Genomic DNA, 21,817 nt, shown 5'->3' with positions numbered 1-21,817 from the left:
AGAATATAGAGGTCTATTTAAAGTGCACGCACTTGAAGAAAAAATTCGTACAGAAGGCATTGTGCTTTCTGACCAAGTTTTAAAAGTTGATGCTTTTTTAAATCACCAGATTGATCCTGTTTTAATGCAACAAATTGGGCAAGAATTTGCAACACGCTTTAAGGATCAAGGCATCACCAAAATTATCACCATTGAAGCATCAGGTATTGCACCTGCTGTCATGGCAGGTTTAGTGCTTGGCGTACCTGTTATTTTTGCTCGTAAATACCAATCGCTTACACTTAAAGATGATCTATTTAAAGCAAAAGTTTATTCATTTACTAAGCAAACTGAAAGTACAATTGCTATTTCTAAAAAGCATTTAACAGCACAAGACAAAGCATTAGTGATTGATGACTTTTTGGCAAATGGGCAAGCTGCGTTAGGTTTGATTGACCTCATTAAGCAAGCAGAAGCAGAAGTGATCGGTGTTGGAATTGTGATTGAAAAATCATTTCAGACAGGGCGTCAGCTTTTACTCGATAAAGGCTACCGCGTAGAATCGTTAGCCCGTGTGGCATCACTAGAAAATGGCGTTGTTCGTTTTGTAGAAAAGACTGCTTAAGCAGTCTTTCTTTTTTTGGTAGATAAGTAATAACCAAATGCCAATAATACAAACCAAAGTGGTGTATATAACAATGCAGTGAGTGTGTCTTTTTCTAATGTTAGTAACACTAAAATAAACGCAAAAAAACTCAGCACCACATAGCACATCACAATACCGCCCGGCATTTTAAAATTAGACTTTGCATGTAATTCAGGTGATCTACGGCGATAGACCATATAACTGATTAAAATAATTGACCACACAAAGATAAATAAAATTGCAGCCACTGTGGTAATAACGGTAAATGCAGCCATGGCTGTAGGCATTAAAGATAAAACCCCATAAGCAAGCAACACACACAAACAAGAAAAAATAAGTGCATTTGCAGGCACACTATTACTTGAAAGCTTTGCAAAACATGCAGGAATGACCTTTTTTTCTGCTAAACCATACAACATACGGCTTGTGGAAAATACGCCACTATTTGCAGCCGATGATGCTGAGGTTAATACCACAAAATTGACCAAGCTTGCTGCAATTGGAATTCCTGCAAGTACAAACATGGTCACAAACGGACTCTGCTCAGGTACAATCTGATCCCACGGCGAAACTGACATAATAATGATCAGCGAAAAAACATAAAAGAAAATAATACGTAACGGAATAGAGTTAATCGCTTTAGGTAGATTTTTTTCAGGATTTTTAACCTCTGCGGCGGTTGTTCCTGCAAGCTCAATCCCTACAAAAGCAAATACTGCAATCTGAAACCCTGCAAAAAAGCCCATTAAGCCTTTTGGAAATAAATCGCCATGATTCCAAAAATTTGCAAAAGATGCGGTTGTTCCTGTAGGTGATGTAAAGCCTGTTGCAATCATATATAAGCCAAGCACAATCAAACCTGCAATTGCCACAATTTTAATCAAGGCAAACCAAAACTCTAATTCACCAAAGAGTTTTACTGCTGCTAAATTGAGTGCTAAAAATAATAAGATTGCACTTAAAACAGGTAACCACGAGTTTAGATCGGGCAACCAAAAATGAACATATGATGCAATCCCTATCACATCGGCAACAGCTGTTACAATCCAACACAGCCAGTATGTCCAACCCACAAAATAACCTGCCCAATCCCCTAATAAATCAGAGGCAAAATCAATAAAAGATTTATATTGTGTATTGGACAGTAATAATTCACCCATTGCACGCATTACAAAGAAAAGCATAAAGCCAATCACCGCATACGTAATCACAATAGATGGACCTGCCAAACTAATTGTTTTACCAGAGCCCATAAATAACCCTGTCCCAATGGCGCCACCAATTGCCATAAGTTGAACGTGACGATTATCTAAGCCTCGCCGTAACTCTTGAGGATCATGTGAGCTCATAACCTTTAAACTCTAAAAAAAATAGGCAGGCACTATACCTTATTTTAGGAGTTGTTGGGCAACTTGTCCTAAACGCACGCCCTGATGGAAACATAGTGTTTTTTCATCTGTACTCATTTTTTGGTCATGACGTGAGCCACTGACATGACTTGCACCATACGGTGTGCCACCTGTTTTAGTATTTGATAATTCAGATGATCCATTGGTAAGCCCTAATAGCATCATGCCATGATGAAATAACGGCGGTAACATACTTAAAAGTGTACTTTCTTGTCCGCCATGCATAGAGCCTGAACAAGTAAAAACACAAGCAGGTTTATTATGCAGTGCACCACTAAGCCACAATGTTGTGGTTTGGTCTAAAAAGTACTTTAGTTCACTTGCCATGTTTCCAAAACGAGTTGCTGAACCTAATGCCAAGCCTGCACAGTTTTGCAAATCTTCCAATGTACAGTAAATATCACCTTCTTCAGGAATGCTTGGTTCCACTGCCTCTATTGTAGAAGATATTTGCGGTACAGTTCTAACTTTGGTTGCAATTCCTGTCGACTCAATACCATCTGCTATTAAATGCGCCATTTTTTTTGTTGCGCCATATTTACTGTAATATAATACTAAAACATAAGGTTGCATCAAATTTTGCTCATTATAGAAATCAAAACTATACGGTATTTTTACTATTTATGTGTAAGGCTATACACTATTTAATAAATCATCATTAAAACTAATTTAAACCATGCTAGAACAGTATTTAAAAAAACTCCCTTTCTATGAAAAAACGTGGTTCCAATTTATTATTTTTGTGATTGGACGTTTTGAAGAAGATCGTTGCCGTGATAAAGCAGCGTCTTTAACCTATACAACACTATTTGCTGTTGTCCCTATGCTAACGGTCTTTTTGGTCATTGTGTCTTCTATTAAGGCACTTGAACCTGCAAGACAACAAATGCAACACTTGATCTATAGTAACTTTTTACCTAAAAGTTCAATTGCATTTGATAAAACCCTTAATTCATTTGCAGAAAACTCAAGTAACTTAACTGCCATTGGTGTGATCTTTCTATTTATCACTTCTGTAATGATGCTCAACAGCATTGAAGATGTGTTCAACCGCATTTGGCGTATTACAGACCGCCGAAATGGCATTGTCGGTTTTATGCGCTATTGGACAATTATCTCACTTGGTCCTATTTTACTAGGTGGCGCATTTGCACTTTCATCTACCGTTGCCTCAATGAATGTACTCAGTAACAACTTTGCAGGTTACGAACTTGATGGCACGATGTTTCTAGGTGTACTGTCTTATGCTTTAACTGTTCTTGGCTTTTTCTTTTTATATTGGACCATTCCAAACCGTACTATTCCACTACGTTCTGCCTTAATTGCAGGTGCATTTAGTGGCACAATTTTCCAACTGCTCAAAACAGTATTTGGCTATTTGATGTCAAATTTTACCAGTTATGAATTGGTGTATGGTGCGTTTGCTGCTGTCCCTATTTTTCTATTATGGATTTATCTTTCTTGGAATATTGTACTACTTGGTGTAGAGGTAAGTTTTGCAAGTACCTCTTTTAACACAGGTAAAGTCCAAAAACGCCATCCATTAGTGATGATGTTAGATATCTTAGATATGTTTTACCAAAAACAAAAAGTGGGTGAAACAGTGAATGATAATGAAGGTCTCAAAATCTTAGGACGCGGTGAGGTAGATCGCTGGTCATCTTACATTGAGATTTTAGAACAGCAACAAATGATTAAACGGACCGAAAATGATGAATACGTATTAGTCCGTAATCTATCTAAAGTTGATTTTTGGCAATTCTTCAGTGAGCTACCTTTTTCACTGCCAACTCGTAAAGACATTGGCAACATCCACCCAGATGATGAATGGATGCAACGTCTTGGTCCTTTTCTTGTTGACTCTAACGACTACTTAGCCGCTAAACTTTCAATTCCACTTGCTACAATTTTTGAAGAAAAGTAAAAAAAAGCCCTCTCTTGAGGGCTTATCTTACAGTCGTTTTCCAACAAAAATCTTGAGTCTTTCCTTTTAAAATCATTTTGAGCTGTTCGTTTGAATTTAATGCACCTACACCTGCAGGTGTACCTGTCATCACCACATCACCTTTTTCTAAGGTAGAGGTTTGACTGATGTCACATAACAACTCACCAATACTAAATAATAACTCTTTGGTACGTCCTTCTTGACGGATTTTGCCATCAATTTCTAGACGATACTCAATTTTGTCTAACTCAGGCAGTTCACTTAGCTCAACCCATTCACCCAAAATACAAGACCCATCATAAGCCTTAGCACGCTCCCATGATTGTGCTTTGGCTTTTAAAGCACTCTGTATATCTCTTAATGTTAGGTCTAATCCTAATGTTACAGCGCCGACTGCTTGTAATGCTTTTTTAGGATCTGTTTCATTTTTTAACACGTGATCTATACGTAAGCTGAGTTCGCACTCATAATGGCAACTACCTAAAGATTTATTCCATACAACCCCATCATCAAGTTCAGCAAGTGCACTTGGAGGTTTCATAAAAATCATGGGTTGTTCAGGAATTTCATTCCCCAATTCATGCGCATGATCGGCATACGTACGCACCAGACATACAATTTTTGATGGTCTCATCGTTCCCTCTGATTTTTTTATTGAAATGTATTTTTAAATACCGTCTGATCTGCAGATGATGCAAATGCACGTTTAGGTATAATAATGACTGTACGACTTTTTAACTCTAAAATATAGGTGATTTTTCCCTCACAGAAGCGCTTTACATCACTATATTCAAATGTACGCGTACGTCCTGCCGAGCTAAGTTGTGCATAATCTTGGTATAAAGAAAGATGTTGCTCGCTTTTACCTAGTTGATATTTAACAAATTGGCGTTTAAAAATAATAGGTAAAAGTGCGTAACGGACAATAGACTGCATGATAAGAAATAGTGCACCTAGAATAACGTAATAACGTCCTGCACCACTTGCACCTAAATACACACCCCAAATAATCAAACCAACACTAATTAATGGCGTAATAAACTGAGTGATTTGTTTTTTACCAAAAGTTGCAAGTTTAAAACCATCTTGAGATTCTTCTAGATTAAGAAGATAGTGAACAGATACCGCAGGCTTTTTGTCTGACATAACACGTTTCATCATATAAAAACTGCGTTATTAGAGCATATAAACAGGCACAAAAAAACCGCATTTAAGCGGTTAATTCTTCAATTGGTGCGCTCAGAGAGATTCGAACTCCCGACCCCTTAGTTCGTAGCCAAGTGCTCTATCCAGCTGAGCTATGAGCGCATCGTCTTGATAAGGTGGCATTATACGGAAGTTTTTAATTTTAGCTAGCTTATTTTCATAAATTTAGTCTGATTGTATTATTTCTCAACACTATTTAACTCATTTTTCCATTTTGGAATTAGATTTTGACCAAACTGTTGTTCTGTTTGTTGAGTGTTATGCTGATAATTACTTAAACTATCTATACATAAGTAATATGTTGCCTCTATACGCAACTCAAAATTAGTCTTTTGCCAAGTTTGATCAGTCATACAACTCTCAAACACTGAGTATGCTTTTTTATATCATGTATATCTAATTCATCTTATATATGAGAATAAGCCATCATTAATGCGTTTGCTTGTTTGGGCGTTAGTTTTTGACTACCATCATCCAAGGCAATCAATTTTTTGGCGGCTATATCAAATAATTCTTTTTCTTCATCCGTTATCCAAAGCGAATAACAAGTTTTCATACAATTTTCTAATGCTTTTCGATTACCCTTTAATACACCTTGATTACGTTCAAGCCTCATTCTATCTTCTTCTATTGTAGAAGACTCAATATAGTCTTCCAAGAAAGATAATGGTAGTACAATTGGAACCAATACCACCATATAAATCATATCTAAATTAGAACAACTACCACTTGAAAGAATATTGCATTTTGATTAGCTAATGAGTGCAACTAAACTACCTACAAGCAAAAGATAAATCACTACAACACAACCTAACACTTTTATTTTTCTTCTCACTAAAAATTAGGCACAAAAAAACCGCATTTAAGCGGTTAATTTTTTCAAGTGGTGCGCTCAGAGAGATTCGAACTCCCGACCCCTTAGTTCGTAGCCAAGTGCTCTATCCAGCTGAGCTATGAGCGCATATACTTGTGTGTTCAATTTATTACTTGGTGCGCTCAGAGAGATTCGAACTCCCGACCCCTTAGTTCGTAGCCAAGTGCTCTATCCAGCTGAGCTATGAGCGCGTAAGTAATGGCGGTGAGAGAGGGATTCGAACCCTCGATACAGTTACCCGTATGCATCCTTAGCAGGGATGTGGTTTCAGCCACTCACCCATCTCACCGGAACGAGACGAATAATACAAATTAAAAGACAGGTATGCAAGTGCTTTTATTACTATTTACTTATTTTTTAAGCAATTCGCATATTTTTTGCTAATATATCGTTCAATTTGAATAAAAACTGATATAACAACACATTGTTGCAATCATTTTCGTGCAGTCTCTATCTGCATGACTTATGCTAAACCTATCCATTAAATGAAACAAAAAGATATGATGAAAAACTGGGTCGATCCTGAAGCTAAAAATGAAGCACAGCGCTACGATAATCCCATCCCAAGCCGTACCTTAATTTTAAAGACACTTGAAACACACAATACGCCACAATCTCATGCAGAGTTTGTCGATCATTTTAATCTTTCTGATGAAAAAAGTATTGAAGCCCTTAGTCATCGCCTTAGTGCAATGGTACGCGATGGGCAATTGGGTAAAGAAGGCTTAAAGTTCCATGTTTTAGCAGATCAGCCTACTTACGAAGCAACGGTTTATATCAACAATAAAGGCTTAGGTAATGCCAAGATTGATGGTGAAAAAGAACTGTTACTCCCTGAACGTGAATTACGCTTAGTCTTTAACGGCGACCGTGTGAAAGTGCGTCAAACCTCTGTAGACCGTAAGGGCAAAGGTTGGGGATATATCGAAGAAGTATTACAACACCGTGTAAAACAAGTGATTGGTACACTTAAAACACATGATGGTGAATACTATATTCAACCTGCTGCTCCTAACCAACATCAACCTATTACACTTGAAAAAGAATTGGTTGATCATGCCAAAATTAAAGACGGCGAAACGATCCGTGTTGCATTAGACACATACCCAACGCGTGAGGAGTTTGCAACAAGTCATATTGTGCAATCTATGGCAGACAAAGCCGATACTGAAATTATTATTCCACAAACCATTTTAGAATACGGCTTACCTTACGAGTTTCCAAAAGAAGTGGTTGAAGAAGCAGAACGCTTTAAAGAACCTTCTGCACAAGAAACCCAAGGGCGTGTTGATTTACGTGACTTACCCCTTGTGACCATTGATGGTGAAGATGCACGAGATTTTGATGATGCCGTTTATGCAGAAAAACGCCCAGGCGGGGGTTATCGCGTTGTTGTTGCCATTGCCGATGTCAGCCATTATGTAAAACCAGAACATCCGTTAGATGACGAAGCACAAGAGCGTGGTACATCAGTTTATTTTCCACATTTTGTGTTACCAATGTTACCCAAAGCGCTCTCTAACGGCTTATGTTCACTTAATCCGCATGTAGACCGTTTATGCATGGTGTGTGATTTAACACTATCACGCGCAGGGCGTGTAACAGGGTACGAATTTTATCCGTCTGTGATGCATTCTCAAGCACGTTTAACGTATACACAAGTTGGACGCTTCTTTGATGGCGACTCACAGGCTATCCCTGAAGACCGTGGTATTCGTAAATCGATTAATACCCTATTTCAGCTCTACCAAGTTTTAAAAACCTTGCGTGCAGAACGTCATGCAATGGAATTTGAAACAGTCGAAACGTACATGACGTTTGACGAACTAGGCGGTATTAAAGAAATTTTACCGCGTAGCCGTAACGATGCACATAAACTTATTGAAGAATGTATGTTGTTAGCCAACGTTGCAGCAGCAGAATACTCACTTAAAAATGATATTCCAATGCTGTACCGTGTGCATGAACCACCTGAGTTTTCACGTATCCAAAAGGTACGAGATTTTGTCAAACTTCTTGGTTTACCGTTTCCTGAACAACCTACCCAAGCAGATTATCAAGCTGTTATTGATGCAACCAAAGATCGTATTGATGCAACCACAATCCATGCCGTTTTATTACGTTCAATGATGCAAGCTTATTACGGCGCAAAAAATGCAGGACATTTTGGCTTAGCATACGAGGCATATACGCACTTTACTTCTCCAATTCGTCGTTACCCTGATTTACTGTTACACCGTGCAATTAAATCTCACCTTAAACAAAAACCTTATCCTGTTTCAGGTGCAGAACTAGATAACGCAGGTGAGCATTTTTCACAAACTGAACGCCGTGCAGATGAAGCGTCACGTAGCGTAACGTCTTGGCTTAAATGCCATTATATGCAACAGCATTTAGGCGAAGAATTTATTGGACATGTTAGTGCTGTCACAGAGTTTGGTTTATTTGTGACACTCAAAGACTTATATGTCGATGGTATGATGCACGTTAGCCAACTTGGCGATGACTTCTTTGTTTTTGATGCACCTACACAGTCGTTAGTTGGACAAAATCGTGGGCAAATTTTTGGTTTAGGCGATGAAATTAAGATTAAAGTGGCTGGGGTAAACCTAGAAGAACGTAAAATTGATTTTGTACCTGTACAACAAATTACTCACGCAGGACGTACTGTACGTAGTCGTGCTCCTCGCGTTGTGACAGAAAACAACGAAAAGAAAAAGCCGAGTTCTTATAGCAAGAAAAAACCTGCTAAAAAGAAACCTGAGACAAAAGACAAAAAGAAAGTAAAGAAAAAAAGTAAGTCCAATGCCAAGGCAAAAAAAGACTAACAAAAAGGCTCTAAATTAGAGCCTTTTTTAATATCTGCTCTGCTACTTCTTCACAGTAGCCTTCAACCAAAAAACGGCTAATTAAACCTTCGAGCAAACAATACAATAACTCGCCTCGCACCTGATCAAACCTCACAATAAAATCCCTTAGCCATTGTTTATGTGAGATTGCAATTTGGCGAATTTCTTGCTGTTCAGGCGTAGATTCTGCTACAGCCCTAACAAATAAACACCCTTTAAATGTATCTGTTTTAAACCAACTCAAATGCCACTGTACAATTTTCTCTAATGCCTTGTGCCCCTCTAAACCTGCTGTTATTGCATACAATTGTTCTTTAAAAAAATTATCTCTTTGTATAAGTACCTGCTCAATGAGCTGATTTTTGTTTTTAAAATAAGTATACATCGTGGTCTTTGAACAACCTGATGTATCCCGAATTAAATCTACCCCTACGCCTACAAAACTATACGAATTAAAAAGCATTTGTGCTGTTGTTAAAATTTTTTGTGCAGATTTAGACATTTTTAATTCCAAAATAGTACAGATCTGTACTATTATAATTTTAAACACAAGGATGACAAGCAATGAAAATATTAACAGGATTTTTAGGCGGTTTTATTAGCATACTCATTTTATTGCTATTAACCCATTACACAACTTATCCATTGATTATGGCACCCTTTGGAGCAACCTGTGTCTTGTTATATGCAGCATCACAGTCGCCTTTAGCACAACCCAAAAACGTTATTTTAGGACACTTTATTTCTGCACTCATTGGTTTGGTAGTTTTACATACTTGGGGTTCGTCATCACTAAGTATTGCATTTGCTGTTGGGCTTGCCATTGCTGCTATGCAGTTTTTTGAGTGTATCCATCCCCCTGCCGGTGCAAATCCATTGGTTATTTTATTAAGTCCTGTGCCACTTCATTCCGATTTTTTACTTTTTCCTGTCTTATTAGGTGCTGTCGTTTTAGTCATTATCTCTAAGATTAACTTGATTTCTGCTTACCGAAGACTCACATTAAGATAAAGTACTTATTTAGTGGCATATAATTATGAAAGCACAGCTCCCCGTTCCAAATTTCGATACCATCAATTTACAAGACCTCAAACAACAAGTTGAAACGCTGTTAGAACAAAGTAAAGACTACTTAGAAACACTCACCCAAGTTCCTCAAAGTTTTTCTGAGCAACTTGCCGTTGTGTCTCACATGGATCATGTTGCCAATGATATTGATGAAGCTTGGGGAATTATTTGTCACTTAAATAGCGTCATGAGTACGCCTGAAATTCGCGAAATTTATCAGGGTATTATTCCACTTATGAGTGCCTACTATACCCGTATAGGACAACACCAAGCGTTATATCATACTTATCAAGCTATTCGCCAAGCACAAGATTTTGTTACTTTGTCAGATGCTCAACAAAGTGCTATTAACCACCGCTTAGCAAGCTTTGAGCTTTCTGGAATTGCACTTGAAGGTAAGGCAAAAGAACGTTTTGCAGAAATTTCTACACGCCTTTCACAACTTTCTTCAGATTTTTCCAATCATGTCTTAGATGCAACTCAAGCCTATTTCAAACCACTTTCAGATGAACAGCTCAAAGGCTTACCTCAAGATAGTATTGAACTTCTTAAGCAATATGGGCAACAACGAGAGCTTGACCAAGCTGTTGCAACGCTAGATTTTCCATCCTACTTAGCTATTATGACCTATGCCCAAGACCGTGTATTACGTGAAGAGTTATATAAAGCGTATACCACACGTGCATCTGAACAGGGTCAGCCTGAGTTTGATAATACGGCTGTGATGGAAGAAATTCTTAAATTACGTGCAGAAAAAGTAAAACTTTTAGGCTTTAATACATTTGCTGAATTATCACTCGCACGTAAAATGGCGCCTAATGTTGAAACGGTACAAACCTTTTTAACTGACTTATCAACACATGCAAAAACACCTGCACAACAAGAAATTAGCGAACTTAAAGCAATTGCTTTAGAAGATGGTATTGACGAACTCAAACCTTGGGATAGTACGTATTACTCCGAAAAGCTAGTTCAAAAGCAATTTAACCTTTCACAAGAAGAACTCAAACCATACTTCCCTGCACCTAAAGTCATACAAGGATTATTTGAAATTGTAAATCGCTTATACGGTATTAAGATTATTCAAAAAGATGCACCTGTATGGCATAAGGATGTGAGGTACTACGAAATTGAAGATCACGGAAAAGTGATTTCTGGTTTCTATTTTGATTTATATGCCCGTAGTGGTAAACGTGGTGGTGCATGGATGAGCGGTTTTCGATCACGCATGCAAACACAACAGGGCCTACAGCTACCAATTTGCTATATGGTCGGTAACTTTACGCCACCTCTTGGTCATCAGCCATCTTTACTCACACATGATGAAGTCATTACCTTATTCCATGAATTTGGACACGGCTTGCATCATATGCTAACAGAAGTGGATGACCTATCCGTAGCAGGTACACATAACGTTGCTTGGGATGCTGTAGAACTTCCAAGTCAATTTATGGAGTTTTGGGCATGGGATAAAGAGGCCCTCCACCTCATTAGCGAACATATCGAAACTAAAGAGCCTTTACCTGAACACTTATTAAAAGCCTTACTTGATGCTCGCTTCTTCCAATCAGGAATGCAAACACTTCGTCAACTCGAATTTGCTTTATTTGATTTTACAATCCATAACTTGCCAAGTTCACCAAATGCTCAGCAAATTCAAGAAGAATTAAACGCAGTACGACAACAAGTAGCTGTACTTCCAACAACTGAATATAACCGTTTTCAGCATAGTTTCAGTCATATCTTTGCAGGTGGTTATGCTGCAGGTTATTACTCATATAAATGGGCAGAAGTGTTAGCAAGTGATGCTTTTGACCGTTTTGAACAAGAAGGAATTTTCAATACTGCCACAGGTACTGCATTTAGAGACACTATTTTAGCTGTAGGTGGTAAAGAAAGCGCCCTTGATGCTTTTGTTAATTTTAGAGGACGTGAACCAAAAATTGATGCACTTTTACGTCATCAAGGTTGGACGAACATATCTCAAACCGATTAAACTAGTAGCATAGAATAACTGTGGTGATGTGATAATGATCAAAAAGCGTTTTATTGCAGGCGTAAATTGCCCTAAATGTAATACTTTTGATTCAATTGTTATGTTTACCACGGTTGATAGAGAGTGGATTGAATGCATTCAGTGCGACTATACCGACAATAGACCTGAATTTCCAACATTATCAAAAACACAAACTTCAGATATTGGCGTTGTTCAATTTCGCCCATCTAAACATTAATTAAGCATATGAAATCAAATAAACTATTGTGGGGAATTGTTACCGTTCTCCTTACTGTAACTATTCTTTTTGTTTTTTGGTTGAAGCCTACACAGCCTACACAGCCTACACAGCCTACACAGCCTACACAGCCTACACAGCCTACACAGCCTACACAGCCTACACAGCCTACACAGCCTACACAGCCTACACAGCCTACACAGCCTACACAAAATAGTTCACCTCCCCCCTTAGCACAACCTCTAGCTACTACTAAAGATGAAATTTCTAAATTTAAAGATATTAATGAGCGGCTAGAACAACAACAAGAGACCCTGCATGAACAGCATAAAAATGCAGATGAATTAATTAAACTCAAACAACAACAAATCGCCTTATTAGAACAACAACTTAAATCTACTCCTTAAAATGAGGATATAATTTGGTAAATAAGACTAACTTTTTCCAATCTTTTTTAGAAAGTTGGTCTTGCCAAATAATTACATTATGCGAAGTTGTATGAAAAATAATGTACAATCGATGATTAACTGTATAAGTAATATTAAATTTTTCTTTTTTGCAATCTGAATAAACAACGGTCCAAATATTCTTTTCAAATTCTGCAATCGCAATGATTTGTCTTTTTGTTTTCCAAAAGAACCAAAAACTTAAAAGTAAAGATACAGCTAATATAAAAAAACATAAAGGTTTTACCGTAATATATAACAATACTAAAATACAACCTAATCCATTTAAAGGTGCATACAATGCATAACGACTAGGTTGTAGCTCAAATTCAAGCATGAACATACTCTTTCATTTTTTGAATTAACTGCTTTAACTCTACAGTATTTGGTTCGCTTACTTCCATGAACCAATCTAGTAGATCTGGATCCTCACATTCTACTAGCTCAGCAAATAGTTTTTTCTCTTTTTCATCAGCCATTAAATAATAATTACTTGCATAAGGATGAAAATAAATATCAAGCTCCATTAAACCTCGGCGTGCACGATAAATTACTTTTCTTTCTTCTAATGTCATTTTTAATACCTCATAACAAAAAAGACCGGATAGTCCGGTCTTTTTTGAGAATAATATTTAACTATTACTCAGCTGAAGATTTAACTTCACGATCTACTAGCTCAACGTAAGCCATCGGTGCTGCATCACCAGCACGGAAGCCCGCTTTAAGAACACGTAGATAGCCACCGTTACGTTCTTTGTAACGAGGGCCAAGAACGGTAAATAATTTACCTACAGTTGCTGCATTACGAGTACGAGCAAACGCTAAGCGGCGGTTTGCTACAGTATCGTTTTTAGCTAAAGTGATTAAAGGCTCAGCAACACGACGAAGCTCTTTCGCTTTAGGCAAAGTTGTTTTAATTAACTCATGCTCTACTAAAGCATTTGTTAAGTTTTGAAACAACGCCTTACGATGGCTGCTTGTACGGCCTAATTTCACACCACTATTACGATGACGCATGGTGATAGTCCTACTTAATTAGCGGCTACGATAGGCAAAACGGTCATCCATTCGAAGACTAGCAGGTGGCCAGTTCTCTAAACGCATACCGAGTTGTAAACCTTTCGATGCCAAAACATCTTTAATCTCAGTCAACGATTTTTTACCTAAGTTAGGAGTTTTTAATAACTCAACTTCTGTACGTTGAACAAGATCACCAATGTAGTAAATATTTTCTGCTTTCAAACAGTTAGCAGAACGAACAGTAAGCTCTAGATCATCTACTGGACGAAGCAAGATTGGGTCAACTTCTTCACGAGGTTCTTGAGCAACAGGAGCTTGATCTTTCTGAAGATCAACAAAAATTGCAATTTGTTGTTGCAAAATTGTTGCCGCTTTGCGGATTGCTTCTTCTGGATCAACTGTACCATTGGTCTCAAGATCAATGACCAATTTATCAAGGTCGGTACGCTGTTCTACACGTGCATTTTCTACAGTGTAAGACACTCGTTTAATCGGGCTATAACTTGCATCTAACTGCAAGCGACCCACTGGGCGGGTTTCGCCTTCTGGGAAGCGTGAATCAGATGTTTCATAACCACGACCTTGAGCAACTTTCAGGCGCATTTTTAATGAACCTGTAGCACTTAACGTGCCAATCAAATGCTCAGGGTTAACCAATTCAACGTTATGAGGTAAACGAAGGTCTGCAGCTGTTACGTTGCCAGGACCTTGCTTTTCTAACGTTAAATATGCTTCATTTTGATCGAACAGCTTAATCGACAATCCTTTAAGGTTCAGCAAGAGCTCGACGATGTCCTGCTGCAAGCCTTCTAAAGTACTGTACTCGTGCTCGACGCCTTCTATTTCTACTTCAACCACAGCTGCGCCAGGTAAAGAAGACAATAGAATGCGACGTAAAGCATTACCAAGAGTATGACCAAAGCCACGCTCTAAGGGTTCTAGAATTACTTTTGCCGAGGTCCCGCTTGCCGCTTCGACCTTGATCGCTTGCGGAGTTAGAAACTCGTTTGCAGTACGCGTCATTTATTGCTACCTCAAGGATTATTTAGAATACAATTCTACAATCAAGCTTTCATTGATTTCAGCAGGTAGATCAGAACGATCTGGTGCAGCTTTGAACGTACCTTCTAACTTAGAATGATCAACTTCCATCCAAGTAGGAATACCACGTTGTGCAGCTAATTCAATTGCGCTTTTAATACGTAATTGTTGTTTAGCACCTTCGTGTACAGCAACAACATCACCAGTTTTCACTTGAATAGACGCAATATTTACACGACGACCATTTAAAGTAATAGCACGGTGACTTACAAGCTGACGAGCTTCTGCACGTGTAGAACCAAAACCCATGCGATAAACAACGTTATCAAGACGGCTTTCAAGTAACTTTAATAAGTTTTCACCTGTAGCGCCTTTAACACGAGCAGCTTCTTTATAGTAGTTACTAAATTGACGCTCTAACACACCGTACATACGACGTACTTTTTGTTTTTCACGTAATTGTAGTGAGTACTCTGATTGCTTAGCACGAGACTGACCATGTTGACCAGGTGCTTTTGCATGTTTTTTAGTTTTGACGTCAAATGGTTTAACGCCAGATTTTAATTGCAGGTCTGTCCCTTCGCGGCGAGAGAGTTTGCATTTTGGACCAATATAACGAGCCATGAATGTTTCTCCTTACACGCGACGTTTTTTAGGTGGACGGCAACCGTTGTGAGGAATCGGTGTCACATCGGTAATGCTGTTAATCTTATAACCCACTGCGCCTAATGCACGTACCGCAGACTCACGACCTGGACCTGGACCTTTTACAAGAACTTCCAAGTTTTTCAAACCATAATCTAAAGCTGCTTTACCAGCAACTTCAGCAGCTACCTGAGCAGCAAATGGAGTTGATTTACGTGAACCACGGAAGCCTTGTCCACCTGAGGTAGCCCAAGCCAATGCATTACCTTGACGATCGGTAATCGTTACAATGGTGTTATTAAAAGACGCGTGAATGTGTGCAACACCTTCAGAGACGGTACGAGTGACCTTCTTGCGTGTGCGAGTATCTTTAGCCATCTTTTAGCTTCCAGAAATCTTACTTTTTAATCGGTTTGCGCGGACCTTTACGGGTACGAGCGTTAGTTTTAGTGCGTTGACCGCGGACAGGCAAGCTACGACGATGACGAAGACCACGGTAGCAGCCTAAATCCATTAAACGTTTAATGTTCATGGAAATTTCGCGACGTAAGTCACCTTCGGTAGGAACCTTAGCAACTTCTGTACGAATCGCATCAAGCTGAGCATCATCCAAATCACGTACTTTAGTTGTTGGAGCAATGCCAACAGCTGCAAGAATATTCTGTGCAGTGTGACGACCAACACCAAAAATATACGTAAGGGAGATAACAGCATGCTTGTTATCCGGAATGTTTACACCGGCAATACGAGCCATTCACTTTCTCCAAAAAGGCAGCTGAGATAATTAACCGCCCATCAAATTCTTGAGGGGCGGATAGTAACCCAATTTGCCTACTGAAATCAACAGGTCTGAGTTATAAATTAACCTTGACGCTGCTTATGACGAGGTTCTGCGTTACAAATAACACGAATAACCCCATTACGACGGATAACTTTACAGCTACCACAAATTTTCTTTACAGAAGCTTGTACTTTCATGATGAAACCTCTAAGTACGCTTATCCTTTAGGATGAGCTGTCGTTTTTTTCATCAATGTTTGATTATCATATTGATGTGATGTCAAATGTGCTTGTAATTGTGCCATGAAGTCCATTACGACTACAACAACGATTAATAGCGATGTACCACCAACGCTCATTGTCATGCTGAATGCACTTTGAAGTATCATTGGCATTAAACAAATAAACGTAATATAAATTGCACCAATAAAAGTCAAACGATTGAGAATATGATCTAAATAACGAGCAGTTTGTTCACCTGGACGAATACCAGGTACATATGCGCCACTACGTTTTAAATTTTCTGCTACTTCTTTTGGACTAAAAACCAAAGCCGTATAAAAGTAACAAAAGAAAATAATTAACGCGCCAAATAGCACTAAATACAAAGTGTGTCCAGGTGACAAAACAAGTGCCAAGTCTTGTAGCATAGTTTTCACTATACCAGCATTTGGATCAGCACTACCAACCCACTGGCCTATACTTGCAGGAAACAACAATAACGAACTTGCAAAAATAGCTGGAATTACGCCAGCCATATTAATTTTTAATGGCAAATGCGTTTGCTGTGCCGTAAAAATACGACGACCTTGTTGCTTTTGAGCATAATTAACTGAAATACGACGTTGTGCTTTTTCAATAAACACAATTGAAGCAAGTACGGCTAATGAAAGTAACGCAAAAACGACTAAACCAATAATACTTGTTTGACTATTTTCGATCGCTGATACAGATTGCAAAACCATATTTGGTAAATTTGCAACAATACCTGCAAAAATAATCATAGAAATACCATTACCCACACCACGTTCTGTAATTTGTTCACCTAGCCACATTAAGAACATCGTCCCTGCAACTAAAGATGTTACAGCAGGAATGTAAAATGCTAAGCCCGATGAAAGTGTAATACCTTGGCTAATTAAGCCTGCACACATACCTACAGCTTGCACAACAGCAAGTAATAACGTTCCTTGACGTGTATATTGATTTATTTTTCGTTTACCTTGCTCACCTTCTTTTTTCAATGCTTCTAAAGATGGAATAACAGTTGACATTAACTGCACAATAATAGAGGCAGAAATGTAGGGCATTATTCCTAAAGCAAGAATAGACATACGTTGTAATGCACCGCCCGAAAACATGTTGAACAAACCAAGGATCGTACCTTGGTTTGCACTAAACAAATGTTCAAGAGCTGCATTATTAATGCCTGGTACAGGAATATGCGATCCTAGTCGAAAAACCAACAACGCACAGATTAAAAATACCATACGACGTATAATTTCACGATATTTTACGTGAAATGGTTGGCCTTTCATCATGTTCACATGACCAGAAGAACTAGGAGACATAGACACTGGAATTACTCCTCGACTTTACCGCCAGCAGCTTCTAGAGCAGCTTTAGCGCCTTTAGTCAATGCAACACCTTTTACAGTAAATGCACGAGTTACATCACCAGAAAGTACAATACGAGCACGCAATTGGTCACGACGTACAACGTTTGCAGCTTTTAAAGTTTCTAGGCTAATAATATCACCTTCAACTTTATTAAGTTCCGAAACACGTACTTCAGCAGTTTTTAATGCCATTTGGCTAGTGAAACCAAATTTTGGAAGACGACGGTATAATGCCGTTTGACCACCTTCAAAACCTGGACGTACACCACCACTTTTACGTGAGTTTTGACCTTTCACACCACGACCACCAGTCTTACCAACACCAGAACCGATACCACGGCCTAGACGACGATGTTCGCGCTTTGCACCTTCTGCTGGTGCAAGTTCATTTAAACGCAGAGTCATGGCTTATTCCTCTACACTAACCATATAGTAGACTTTATTGATCATACCACGGTTAGAAGGAGTGTCCTGCACTTCTACAGTATGACCGATACGACGCAGACCTAAGCCCTGCAAGCAAAGTTTATGATTTTTTAAACGATGCGAAGCAGATTTAGTCTGGGTAACTTTAATCGTTTTCATGATTGATTACCCTTGAATTTCTTCTACTGATTTACCACGTTTCGCAGCGACTTTCTCAGGAGAAGTCATGTCACGCAGACCATTAAAAGTCGCGTTTACTACGTTAGCAGCATTTGTAGAACCGTAACATTTAGCAAGTACGTTGTGTACGCCCGCAGCTTCAAGAACGGCACGCATAGCACCACCAGCAATTACGCCAGTACCTTCAGAAGCAGGTTGCATATAAACACGACTTGCACCGTGACGAGCATTCACAGGGTGTTGTAAAGTAGTCCCGTTTAGGTCAACTGTAATCATGTTACGACGAGCAGCTTCAAGTGCTTTAGAAATAGCAGCTGGAACTTCACGTGCTTTACCACGACCAAAACCTACACGACCATTACCATCACCTACCACAGTCAAAGCTGTGAAAGAGAAGATACGACCACCTTTAACAACCTTGGCTACGCGATCAACGGCAACCAGCTTCTCAACGAAACCTTCGTTTTGTTCAACTTTTGCCATGATTAGAACTCCAAGCCGCCTTCACGAGCAGCATCAGCCAAGGCTTTGATACGACCATGATATTTAAAACCAGAACGGTCAAATGCAACTTTAGTAACACCAGCTGCTTTAGCACGCTCTGCAATTAAAGCACCAACTTTATTTGCTGCGTCAATATTACCAGTAGCACCGCTACGCAAAGATGCATCTAAAGTAGAAGCTTGCGCTAATACTTTGCCACCATCTGCTGAGATAACTTGAGCATAGATGTGACGCGGAGTGCGGTTTACACACAAACGAGTCGCACCCAATGCACGAATGTGCAAGCGTGTGCTTTTCGCACGACGCAAACGGGATTGTTTCTTTTCGTTCATAAGAACCTCGCGCCTTATTTCTTCTTAGCTTCTTTACGAAGAATAACTTCATCCGAATAACGAACACCTTTACCTTTATATGGCTCTGGAGCACGGTATGAACGGATATTTGCAGCTACTTGACCTAATAATTGCTTATTAGCAGATTTTAATAAAATCTCTGTAGGTGTTGGAGTTTCTGCAGTCACACCTTCAGGCAATGTATAGTCGATAGGGTGAGAGAAACCAAGATTAAGATTAACTACGTTACCTTTAATCGCAGCTTTATAACCTACACCAATCAGTTGTAACTTACGTTCGAAGCCTTCGCTAACACCTTTTACAAGGTTATTTAACACAGCGCGAGCAGTACCAGCTTGCATCCAAGCGTCTTTAGACACTGTAACTGGAGCAATTTGAAGTTTACCTTCTTCCTGTTTTAGCTCGACCAGCGCATGCAGGTTGAAAGACAATGTACCTTTAGTGCCTTTCACTTCGACCTGCCGGCCGTTCTGAGTAACTTCTACACCATTTGGTAGAGCTACTGGGGCTTTAGCCACACGAGACATGAGGAATCACCTATTAAGAAACAAAAGCAATAACTTCACCACCAATGCCTGCAGCACGTGCAGCGCGATCAGTCATGATGCCTTTGCTTGTAGAAACAATTGCAATACCTAAACCTTGCTTAACGCTAGGAAGTTTATCTTTACCGCGGTATTGGCGAAGACCTGGACGGCTTACGCGCTTCACAGTTTCGATAACTGGTTTGCCTTCAAAATATTTTAAAGTGATAGTCAAAGTAGCTTTGCCTTCATTATCAGCAACTGCCACATTTGAAATATAACCTTCTTGCTCTAATACGTTTGCAATTGCAACTTTTAATTTAGAGCTTGGCATAGAAACATTTTGTTTTTTTGCCATTTGTGCGTTACGAACACGTGTTAGCATGTCGGCAACGGTATCTTGCATACTCATTTATGTCGCCCCTTACCAGCTAGCTTTCACAACGCCCGGTACATCACCTTGCATTACTGTATCACGTAATTTGTTACGGCTTAAACCGAACTTACGGAAGTAACCATGAGGACGACCAGTTAAACCACAACGGTTGCGAAGACGCACTGGAGATGCATTACGTGGCAATGCCTGTAATTTCAACATCGCTTCAAAACGCTCTTCATCACTTGCATTTACGTTTGCAATAACAGCTTTTAATTCAGCACGTTTTGCAGCGTATTTAGCAACTGTTTTTTCGCGTTTTAATTCGCGATTAACCATACCTTTCTTAGCCATATCGACCTCTTATTTGAACGGGAAGCCGAATGCACGCATAAGCGCACGGCCTTCGTCATCGGTGCGAGCAGTCGTAGTAACGGTAATATCCATACCACGAATACGATCAATCTTATCAAAATCGATTTCAGGGAAAACGATTTGCTCTTTCAAGCCCATAGAGTAGTTACCACGACCATCAAATGATTTCGCTGAGAAACCACGGAAGTCACGGATACGAGGGATTGCAATAGAGATCAAACGGTCTAAGAATTCGTACATTTGTTCGCCGCGTAAAGTAACTTTACAACCAATAGGCCAACCATCACGGATTTTAAAACCAGCGATTGATTTGCGAGCTAACGTAAGTACTGGTTTTTGACCAGCAATTGCTTGCATATCTGCTAATGCGCCATCTAATAATTTCTTATCAGCTGCTGCAGCACCAACACCCATGTTAAGCGTAATTTTTGTAATGCGAGGGATTTCCATCACATTACCAAGACCAAGTTCTTCTTTTAACTTAGCCTTTAATTCGTCGTTGTAACGTGTTTTAAGTCTAGCCATTGGCTTTTTCAACCTATTACTTCGCTACCGCCACTGATTCACCATTTGATTTATAAACACGAGTTTTCGCGCCATTTTCATCAATTTGGTAACCAATACGGTCAGCCTTTTGGGTTGCAGCATTTAAAATTGCCACGTTTGAAATATGAAGCGAAGCCTCTTGAGTAACAATACCGCCTTCAGCGCCTGTTACACGGTTTGGCTTCTGGTGCTTCTTCACTAAGTTAAGGCCTTCAACCTTAACGCGGTCATTAGAAACAGACAGAACAGTACCCTGTTTGCCCTTTTCTTTACCTGCGATCACAATAATTTGATCGCCTTGCTTAATCTTAGCCATGATTGCCTCTTATAGAACTTCAGGAGCCAATGAAATGATTTTCATGAACTGTTCAGTACGAAGTTCACGAGTCACTGGTCCAAAAATACGAGTGGCAATCGGCGCTTTGTTAGTATTTAACAAAACTGCAGCGTTGTCATCAAAACGGATTAATGAACCATCTGGACGACGGATACCGAATTTTGTACGAACCACTACTGCATTCATCACGTCGCCTTTTTTAACACGACCACGTGGGATTGCTTCTTTTACAGTAACTTTAATAATGTCGCCAACGGAAGCATAACGACGATGTGAACCACCTAGTACTTTAATACATTGTACGCGGCGTGCACCACTGTTGTCTGCTACGTCTAGCATCGTTTCGGTTTGAATCATTGCCCTACTCCAAAACCGAGCATCACCGGTCACAATTTCAAAAGCACATAGCGTACTCGAAATCGACCGATGATGCAAC

Annotated in this window: 33 protein-coding genes and 4 tRNA genes; 7 read left to right on the top strand and 30 right to left on the bottom strand. The window is 39.3% G+C overall.

Annotation, left to right across the window (positions count from 1 at the left end):
- Nucleotides 1–22 precede the first annotated feature (22 nt).
- Entirely contained in the window at nucleotides 23–604 is a 582-nt protein-coding gene (locus PCI70_RS06655; RefSeq protein WP_269914541.1) for a xanthine phosphoribosyltransferase, read from the top strand.
- On the opposite strand, the gene cycA is transcribed toward PCI70_RS06655, so the two are convergent.
- Nucleotides 601–1,974: a D-serine/D-alanine/glycine transporter gene (gene cycA, locus PCI70_RS06650; RefSeq protein ID WP_269914540.1), complete on the bottom strand. Its 1,374-nt coding sequence runs from the start codon at nucleotides 1,972–1,974 to the stop codon at nucleotides 601–603. The genes PCI70_RS06655 and cycA overlap by 4 nt on opposite strands.
- A 39-nt stretch (nucleotides 1,975–2,013) precedes the next feature.
- The gene (gene wrbA, locus PCI70_RS06645) at nucleotides 2,014–2,607 is read right to left on the bottom strand and encodes an NAD(P)H:quinone oxidoreductase (protein WP_269914539.1); all 594 of its coding nucleotides are present in this window, start codon (nucleotides 2,605–2,607) and stop codon (nucleotides 2,014–2,016) included.
- 103 nt (nucleotides 2,608–2,710) lie between these two features.
- On the opposite strand from wrbA, the gene PCI70_RS06640 reads away from it, so the two are divergent.
- Nucleotides 2,711–3,958, top strand: a complete 1,248-nt coding sequence (locus tag PCI70_RS06640) for a YihY family inner membrane protein (RefSeq protein WP_269914538.1) — start codon at nucleotides 2,711–2,713, stop codon at nucleotides 3,956–3,958.
- Nucleotides 3,959–3,980: 22 nt separating this feature from the next.
- On the opposite strand, the gene PCI70_RS06635 is transcribed toward PCI70_RS06640, so the two are convergent.
- From PCI70_RS06635 to PCI70_RS06600, 8 genes are all read right to left on the bottom strand, one after another.
- Nucleotides 3,981–4,613, bottom strand: a complete 633-nt coding sequence (locus PCI70_RS06635) for a fumarylacetoacetate hydrolase family protein (protein ID WP_269914537.1) — start codon at nucleotides 4,611–4,613, stop codon at nucleotides 3,981–3,983.
- Nucleotides 4,614–4,630: 17 nt separating this feature from the next.
- Complete coding sequence (locus PCI70_RS06630; protein WP_269914562.1) at nucleotides 4,631–5,125, bottom strand: YcxB family protein; 495 nt, start codon at nucleotides 5,123–5,125, stop codon at nucleotides 4,631–4,633.
- A gap of 85 nt (nucleotides 5,126–5,210) precedes the next feature.
- Nucleotides 5,211–5,287, bottom strand: a tRNA-Arg gene (locus PCI70_RS06625).
- 77 nt (nucleotides 5,288–5,364) lie between these two features.
- On the bottom strand, nucleotides 5,365–5,538 hold the full coding sequence (locus tag PCI70_RS06620) for a hypothetical protein (RefSeq protein WP_269914536.1): 174 nt from the start codon (nucleotides 5,536–5,538) through the stop codon (nucleotides 5,365–5,367).
- Between the two features lie 53 nt (nucleotides 5,539–5,591).
- Entirely contained in the window at nucleotides 5,592–5,891 is a 300-nt protein-coding gene (locus PCI70_RS06615; protein WP_269914535.1) for a hypothetical protein, read from the bottom strand.
- 178 nt (nucleotides 5,892–6,069) lie between these two features.
- Nucleotides 6,070–6,146: transfer RNA gene (locus PCI70_RS06610), tRNA-Arg, on the bottom strand.
- Between the two features lie 27 nt (nucleotides 6,147–6,173).
- Nucleotides 6,174–6,250 (bottom strand) — tRNA-Arg (locus PCI70_RS06605).
- A gap of 8 nt (nucleotides 6,251–6,258) precedes the next feature.
- A tRNA-Ser gene (locus tag PCI70_RS06600) sits at nucleotides 6,259–6,348 on the bottom strand.
- A gap of 211 nt (nucleotides 6,349–6,559) precedes the next feature.
- Here PCI70_RS06600 and rnr point away from each other — a divergent pair.
- Complete coding sequence (rnr, locus tag PCI70_RS06595) at nucleotides 6,560–8,887, top strand: ribonuclease R (protein ID WP_269914534.1); 2,328 nt, start codon at nucleotides 6,560–6,562, stop codon at nucleotides 8,885–8,887.
- A 10-nt stretch (nucleotides 8,888–8,897) separates the two neighbouring features.
- Here rnr and PCI70_RS06590 read toward each other — a convergent pair whose 3' ends face one another.
- Nucleotides 8,898–9,410 (bottom strand): TetR/AcrR family transcriptional regulator, encoded by a 513-nt coding sequence (locus tag PCI70_RS06590; protein WP_269914533.1) that lies wholly within the window; start codon nucleotides 9,408–9,410, stop codon nucleotides 8,898–8,900.
- Nucleotides 9,411–9,472: 62 nt separating this feature from the next.
- On the opposite strand from PCI70_RS06590, the gene PCI70_RS06585 reads away from it, so the two are divergent.
- From PCI70_RS06585 to PCI70_RS06570, 4 genes are read left to right on the top strand one after another with little or no spacing between them, the layout of a single operon-like run.
- Complete coding sequence (locus PCI70_RS06585) at nucleotides 9,473–9,919, top strand: HPP family protein (protein WP_269914532.1); 447 nt, start codon at nucleotides 9,473–9,475, stop codon at nucleotides 9,917–9,919.
- Between the two features lie 25 nt (nucleotides 9,920–9,944).
- Nucleotides 9,945–11,972 (top strand): M3 family metallopeptidase, encoded by a 2,028-nt coding sequence (locus tag PCI70_RS06580; protein WP_269914531.1) that lies wholly within the window; start codon nucleotides 9,945–9,947, stop codon nucleotides 11,970–11,972.
- Between the two features lie 37 nt (nucleotides 11,973–12,009).
- Nucleotides 12,010–12,210, top strand: coding sequence for a YheV family putative zinc ribbon protein (locus PCI70_RS06575; protein WP_269914561.1), 201 nt, complete (start codon nucleotides 12,010–12,012; stop codon nucleotides 12,208–12,210).
- Between the two features lie 8 nt (nucleotides 12,211–12,218).
- A complete protein-coding gene (locus tag PCI70_RS06570; RefSeq protein WP_269914530.1) occupies nucleotides 12,219–12,617 on the top strand; it encodes a hypothetical protein in 399 nt (132 codons plus the stop codon).
- On the opposite strand, the gene PCI70_RS06565 is transcribed toward PCI70_RS06570, so the two are convergent.
- From PCI70_RS06565 to rplN, 19 genes are all read right to left on the bottom strand, one after another.
- Nucleotides 12,607–12,993, bottom strand: coding sequence for a hypothetical protein (locus PCI70_RS06565; protein WP_269914529.1), 387 nt, complete (start codon nucleotides 12,991–12,993; stop codon nucleotides 12,607–12,609). The two genes, PCI70_RS06570 and PCI70_RS06565, sit on opposite strands and share 11 nt — an antisense overlap.
- On the bottom strand, nucleotides 12,986–13,231 hold the full coding sequence (locus PCI70_RS06560; RefSeq protein WP_269914528.1) for an FAD assembly factor SdhE: 246 nt from the start codon (nucleotides 13,229–13,231) through the stop codon (nucleotides 12,986–12,988). The genes PCI70_RS06565 and PCI70_RS06560 overlap by 8 nt, the downstream gene beginning before the upstream one ends.
- 64 nt (nucleotides 13,232–13,295) lie before the next feature.
- Entirely contained in the window at nucleotides 13,296–13,673 is a 378-nt protein-coding gene (gene rplQ / locus PCI70_RS06555) for a 50S ribosomal protein L17 (RefSeq protein ID WP_269914527.1), read from the bottom strand.
- Nucleotides 13,674–13,691: 18 nt separating this feature from the next.
- Nucleotides 13,692–14,699, bottom strand: coding sequence for a DNA-directed RNA polymerase subunit alpha (locus PCI70_RS06550; protein ID WP_269914526.1), 1,008 nt, complete (start codon nucleotides 14,697–14,699; stop codon nucleotides 13,692–13,694).
- Nucleotides 14,700–14,717: 18 nt separating this feature from the next.
- On the bottom strand, nucleotides 14,718–15,341 hold the full coding sequence (rpsD, locus tag PCI70_RS06545; RefSeq protein ID WP_269914525.1) for a 30S ribosomal protein S4: 624 nt from the start codon (nucleotides 15,339–15,341) through the stop codon (nucleotides 14,718–14,720).
- Nucleotides 15,342–15,353: 12 nt separating this feature from the next.
- Complete coding sequence (rpsK, locus tag PCI70_RS06540; protein ID WP_179989923.1) at nucleotides 15,354–15,740, bottom strand: 30S ribosomal protein S11; 387 nt, start codon at nucleotides 15,738–15,740, stop codon at nucleotides 15,354–15,356.
- Between the two features lie 19 nt (nucleotides 15,741–15,759).
- On the bottom strand, nucleotides 15,760–16,116 hold the full coding sequence (rpsM, locus tag PCI70_RS06535; RefSeq protein ID WP_269914524.1) for a 30S ribosomal protein S13: 357 nt from the start codon (nucleotides 16,114–16,116) through the stop codon (nucleotides 15,760–15,762).
- Between the two features lie 107 nt (nucleotides 16,117–16,223).
- Entirely contained in the window at nucleotides 16,224–16,340 is a 117-nt protein-coding gene (gene rpmJ, locus PCI70_RS06530) for a 50S ribosomal protein L36 (protein ID WP_017395330.1), read from the bottom strand.
- Between the two features lie 20 nt (nucleotides 16,341–16,360).
- Nucleotides 16,361–17,680: a preprotein translocase subunit SecY gene (gene secY / locus PCI70_RS06525; protein ID WP_269914560.1), complete on the bottom strand. Its 1,320-nt coding sequence runs from the start codon at nucleotides 17,678–17,680 to the stop codon at nucleotides 16,361–16,363.
- Between the two features lie 44 nt (nucleotides 17,681–17,724).
- Nucleotides 17,725–18,165: a 50S ribosomal protein L15 gene (gene rplO, locus PCI70_RS06520; RefSeq protein WP_269914523.1), complete on the bottom strand. Its 441-nt coding sequence runs from the start codon at nucleotides 18,163–18,165 to the stop codon at nucleotides 17,725–17,727.
- Nucleotides 18,166–18,168: 3 nt separating this feature from the next.
- The gene (gene rpmD / locus PCI70_RS06515; RefSeq protein ID WP_004985357.1) at nucleotides 18,169–18,345 is read right to left on the bottom strand and encodes a 50S ribosomal protein L30; all 177 of its coding nucleotides are present in this window, start codon (nucleotides 18,343–18,345) and stop codon (nucleotides 18,169–18,171) included.
- Between the two features lie 6 nt (nucleotides 18,346–18,351).
- The gene (gene rpsE, locus PCI70_RS06510) at nucleotides 18,352–18,849 is read right to left on the bottom strand and encodes a 30S ribosomal protein S5 (protein ID WP_269914522.1); all 498 of its coding nucleotides are present in this window, start codon (nucleotides 18,847–18,849) and stop codon (nucleotides 18,352–18,354) included.
- A gap of 2 nt (nucleotides 18,850–18,851) precedes the next feature.
- On the bottom strand, nucleotides 18,852–19,202 hold the full coding sequence (gene rplR, locus PCI70_RS06505; protein WP_269914521.1) for a 50S ribosomal protein L18: 351 nt from the start codon (nucleotides 19,200–19,202) through the stop codon (nucleotides 18,852–18,854).
- A 14-nt stretch (nucleotides 19,203–19,216) separates the two neighbouring features.
- Nucleotides 19,217–19,750: a 50S ribosomal protein L6 gene (rplF, locus tag PCI70_RS06500; protein ID WP_269914520.1), complete on the bottom strand. Its 534-nt coding sequence runs from the start codon at nucleotides 19,748–19,750 to the stop codon at nucleotides 19,217–19,219.
- A gap of 13 nt (nucleotides 19,751–19,763) precedes the next feature.
- Complete coding sequence (gene rpsH / locus PCI70_RS06495; RefSeq protein WP_269914519.1) at nucleotides 19,764–20,159, bottom strand: 30S ribosomal protein S8; 396 nt, start codon at nucleotides 20,157–20,159, stop codon at nucleotides 19,764–19,766.
- A gap of 12 nt (nucleotides 20,160–20,171) precedes the next feature.
- Complete coding sequence (gene rpsN, locus PCI70_RS06490; RefSeq protein ID WP_269914518.1) at nucleotides 20,172–20,477, bottom strand: 30S ribosomal protein S14; 306 nt, start codon at nucleotides 20,475–20,477, stop codon at nucleotides 20,172–20,174.
- A gap of 9 nt (nucleotides 20,478–20,486) precedes the next feature.
- On the bottom strand, nucleotides 20,487–21,023 hold the full coding sequence (rplE, locus tag PCI70_RS06485) for a 50S ribosomal protein L5 (RefSeq protein ID WP_269914517.1): 537 nt from the start codon (nucleotides 21,021–21,023) through the stop codon (nucleotides 20,487–20,489).
- Between the two features lie 16 nt (nucleotides 21,024–21,039).
- Nucleotides 21,040–21,360, bottom strand: a complete 321-nt coding sequence (gene rplX, locus PCI70_RS06480; RefSeq protein WP_269914516.1) for a 50S ribosomal protein L24 — start codon at nucleotides 21,358–21,360, stop codon at nucleotides 21,040–21,042.
- Between the two features lie 9 nt (nucleotides 21,361–21,369).
- Nucleotides 21,370–21,738, bottom strand: a complete 369-nt coding sequence (gene rplN, locus PCI70_RS06475) for a 50S ribosomal protein L14 (RefSeq protein ID WP_023273394.1) — start codon at nucleotides 21,736–21,738, stop codon at nucleotides 21,370–21,372.
- Nucleotides 21,739–21,817 lie beyond the last annotated feature (79 nt).

Source organism: Acinetobacter sp. HY1485, from assembly GCF_027568475.1.
In the GTDB taxonomy this organism is placed as follows: Bacteria; Pseudomonadota; Gammaproteobacteria; order Pseudomonadales; family Moraxellaceae; genus Acinetobacter.
This window is presented reverse-complemented; position numbering and strand designations above follow the sequence as displayed.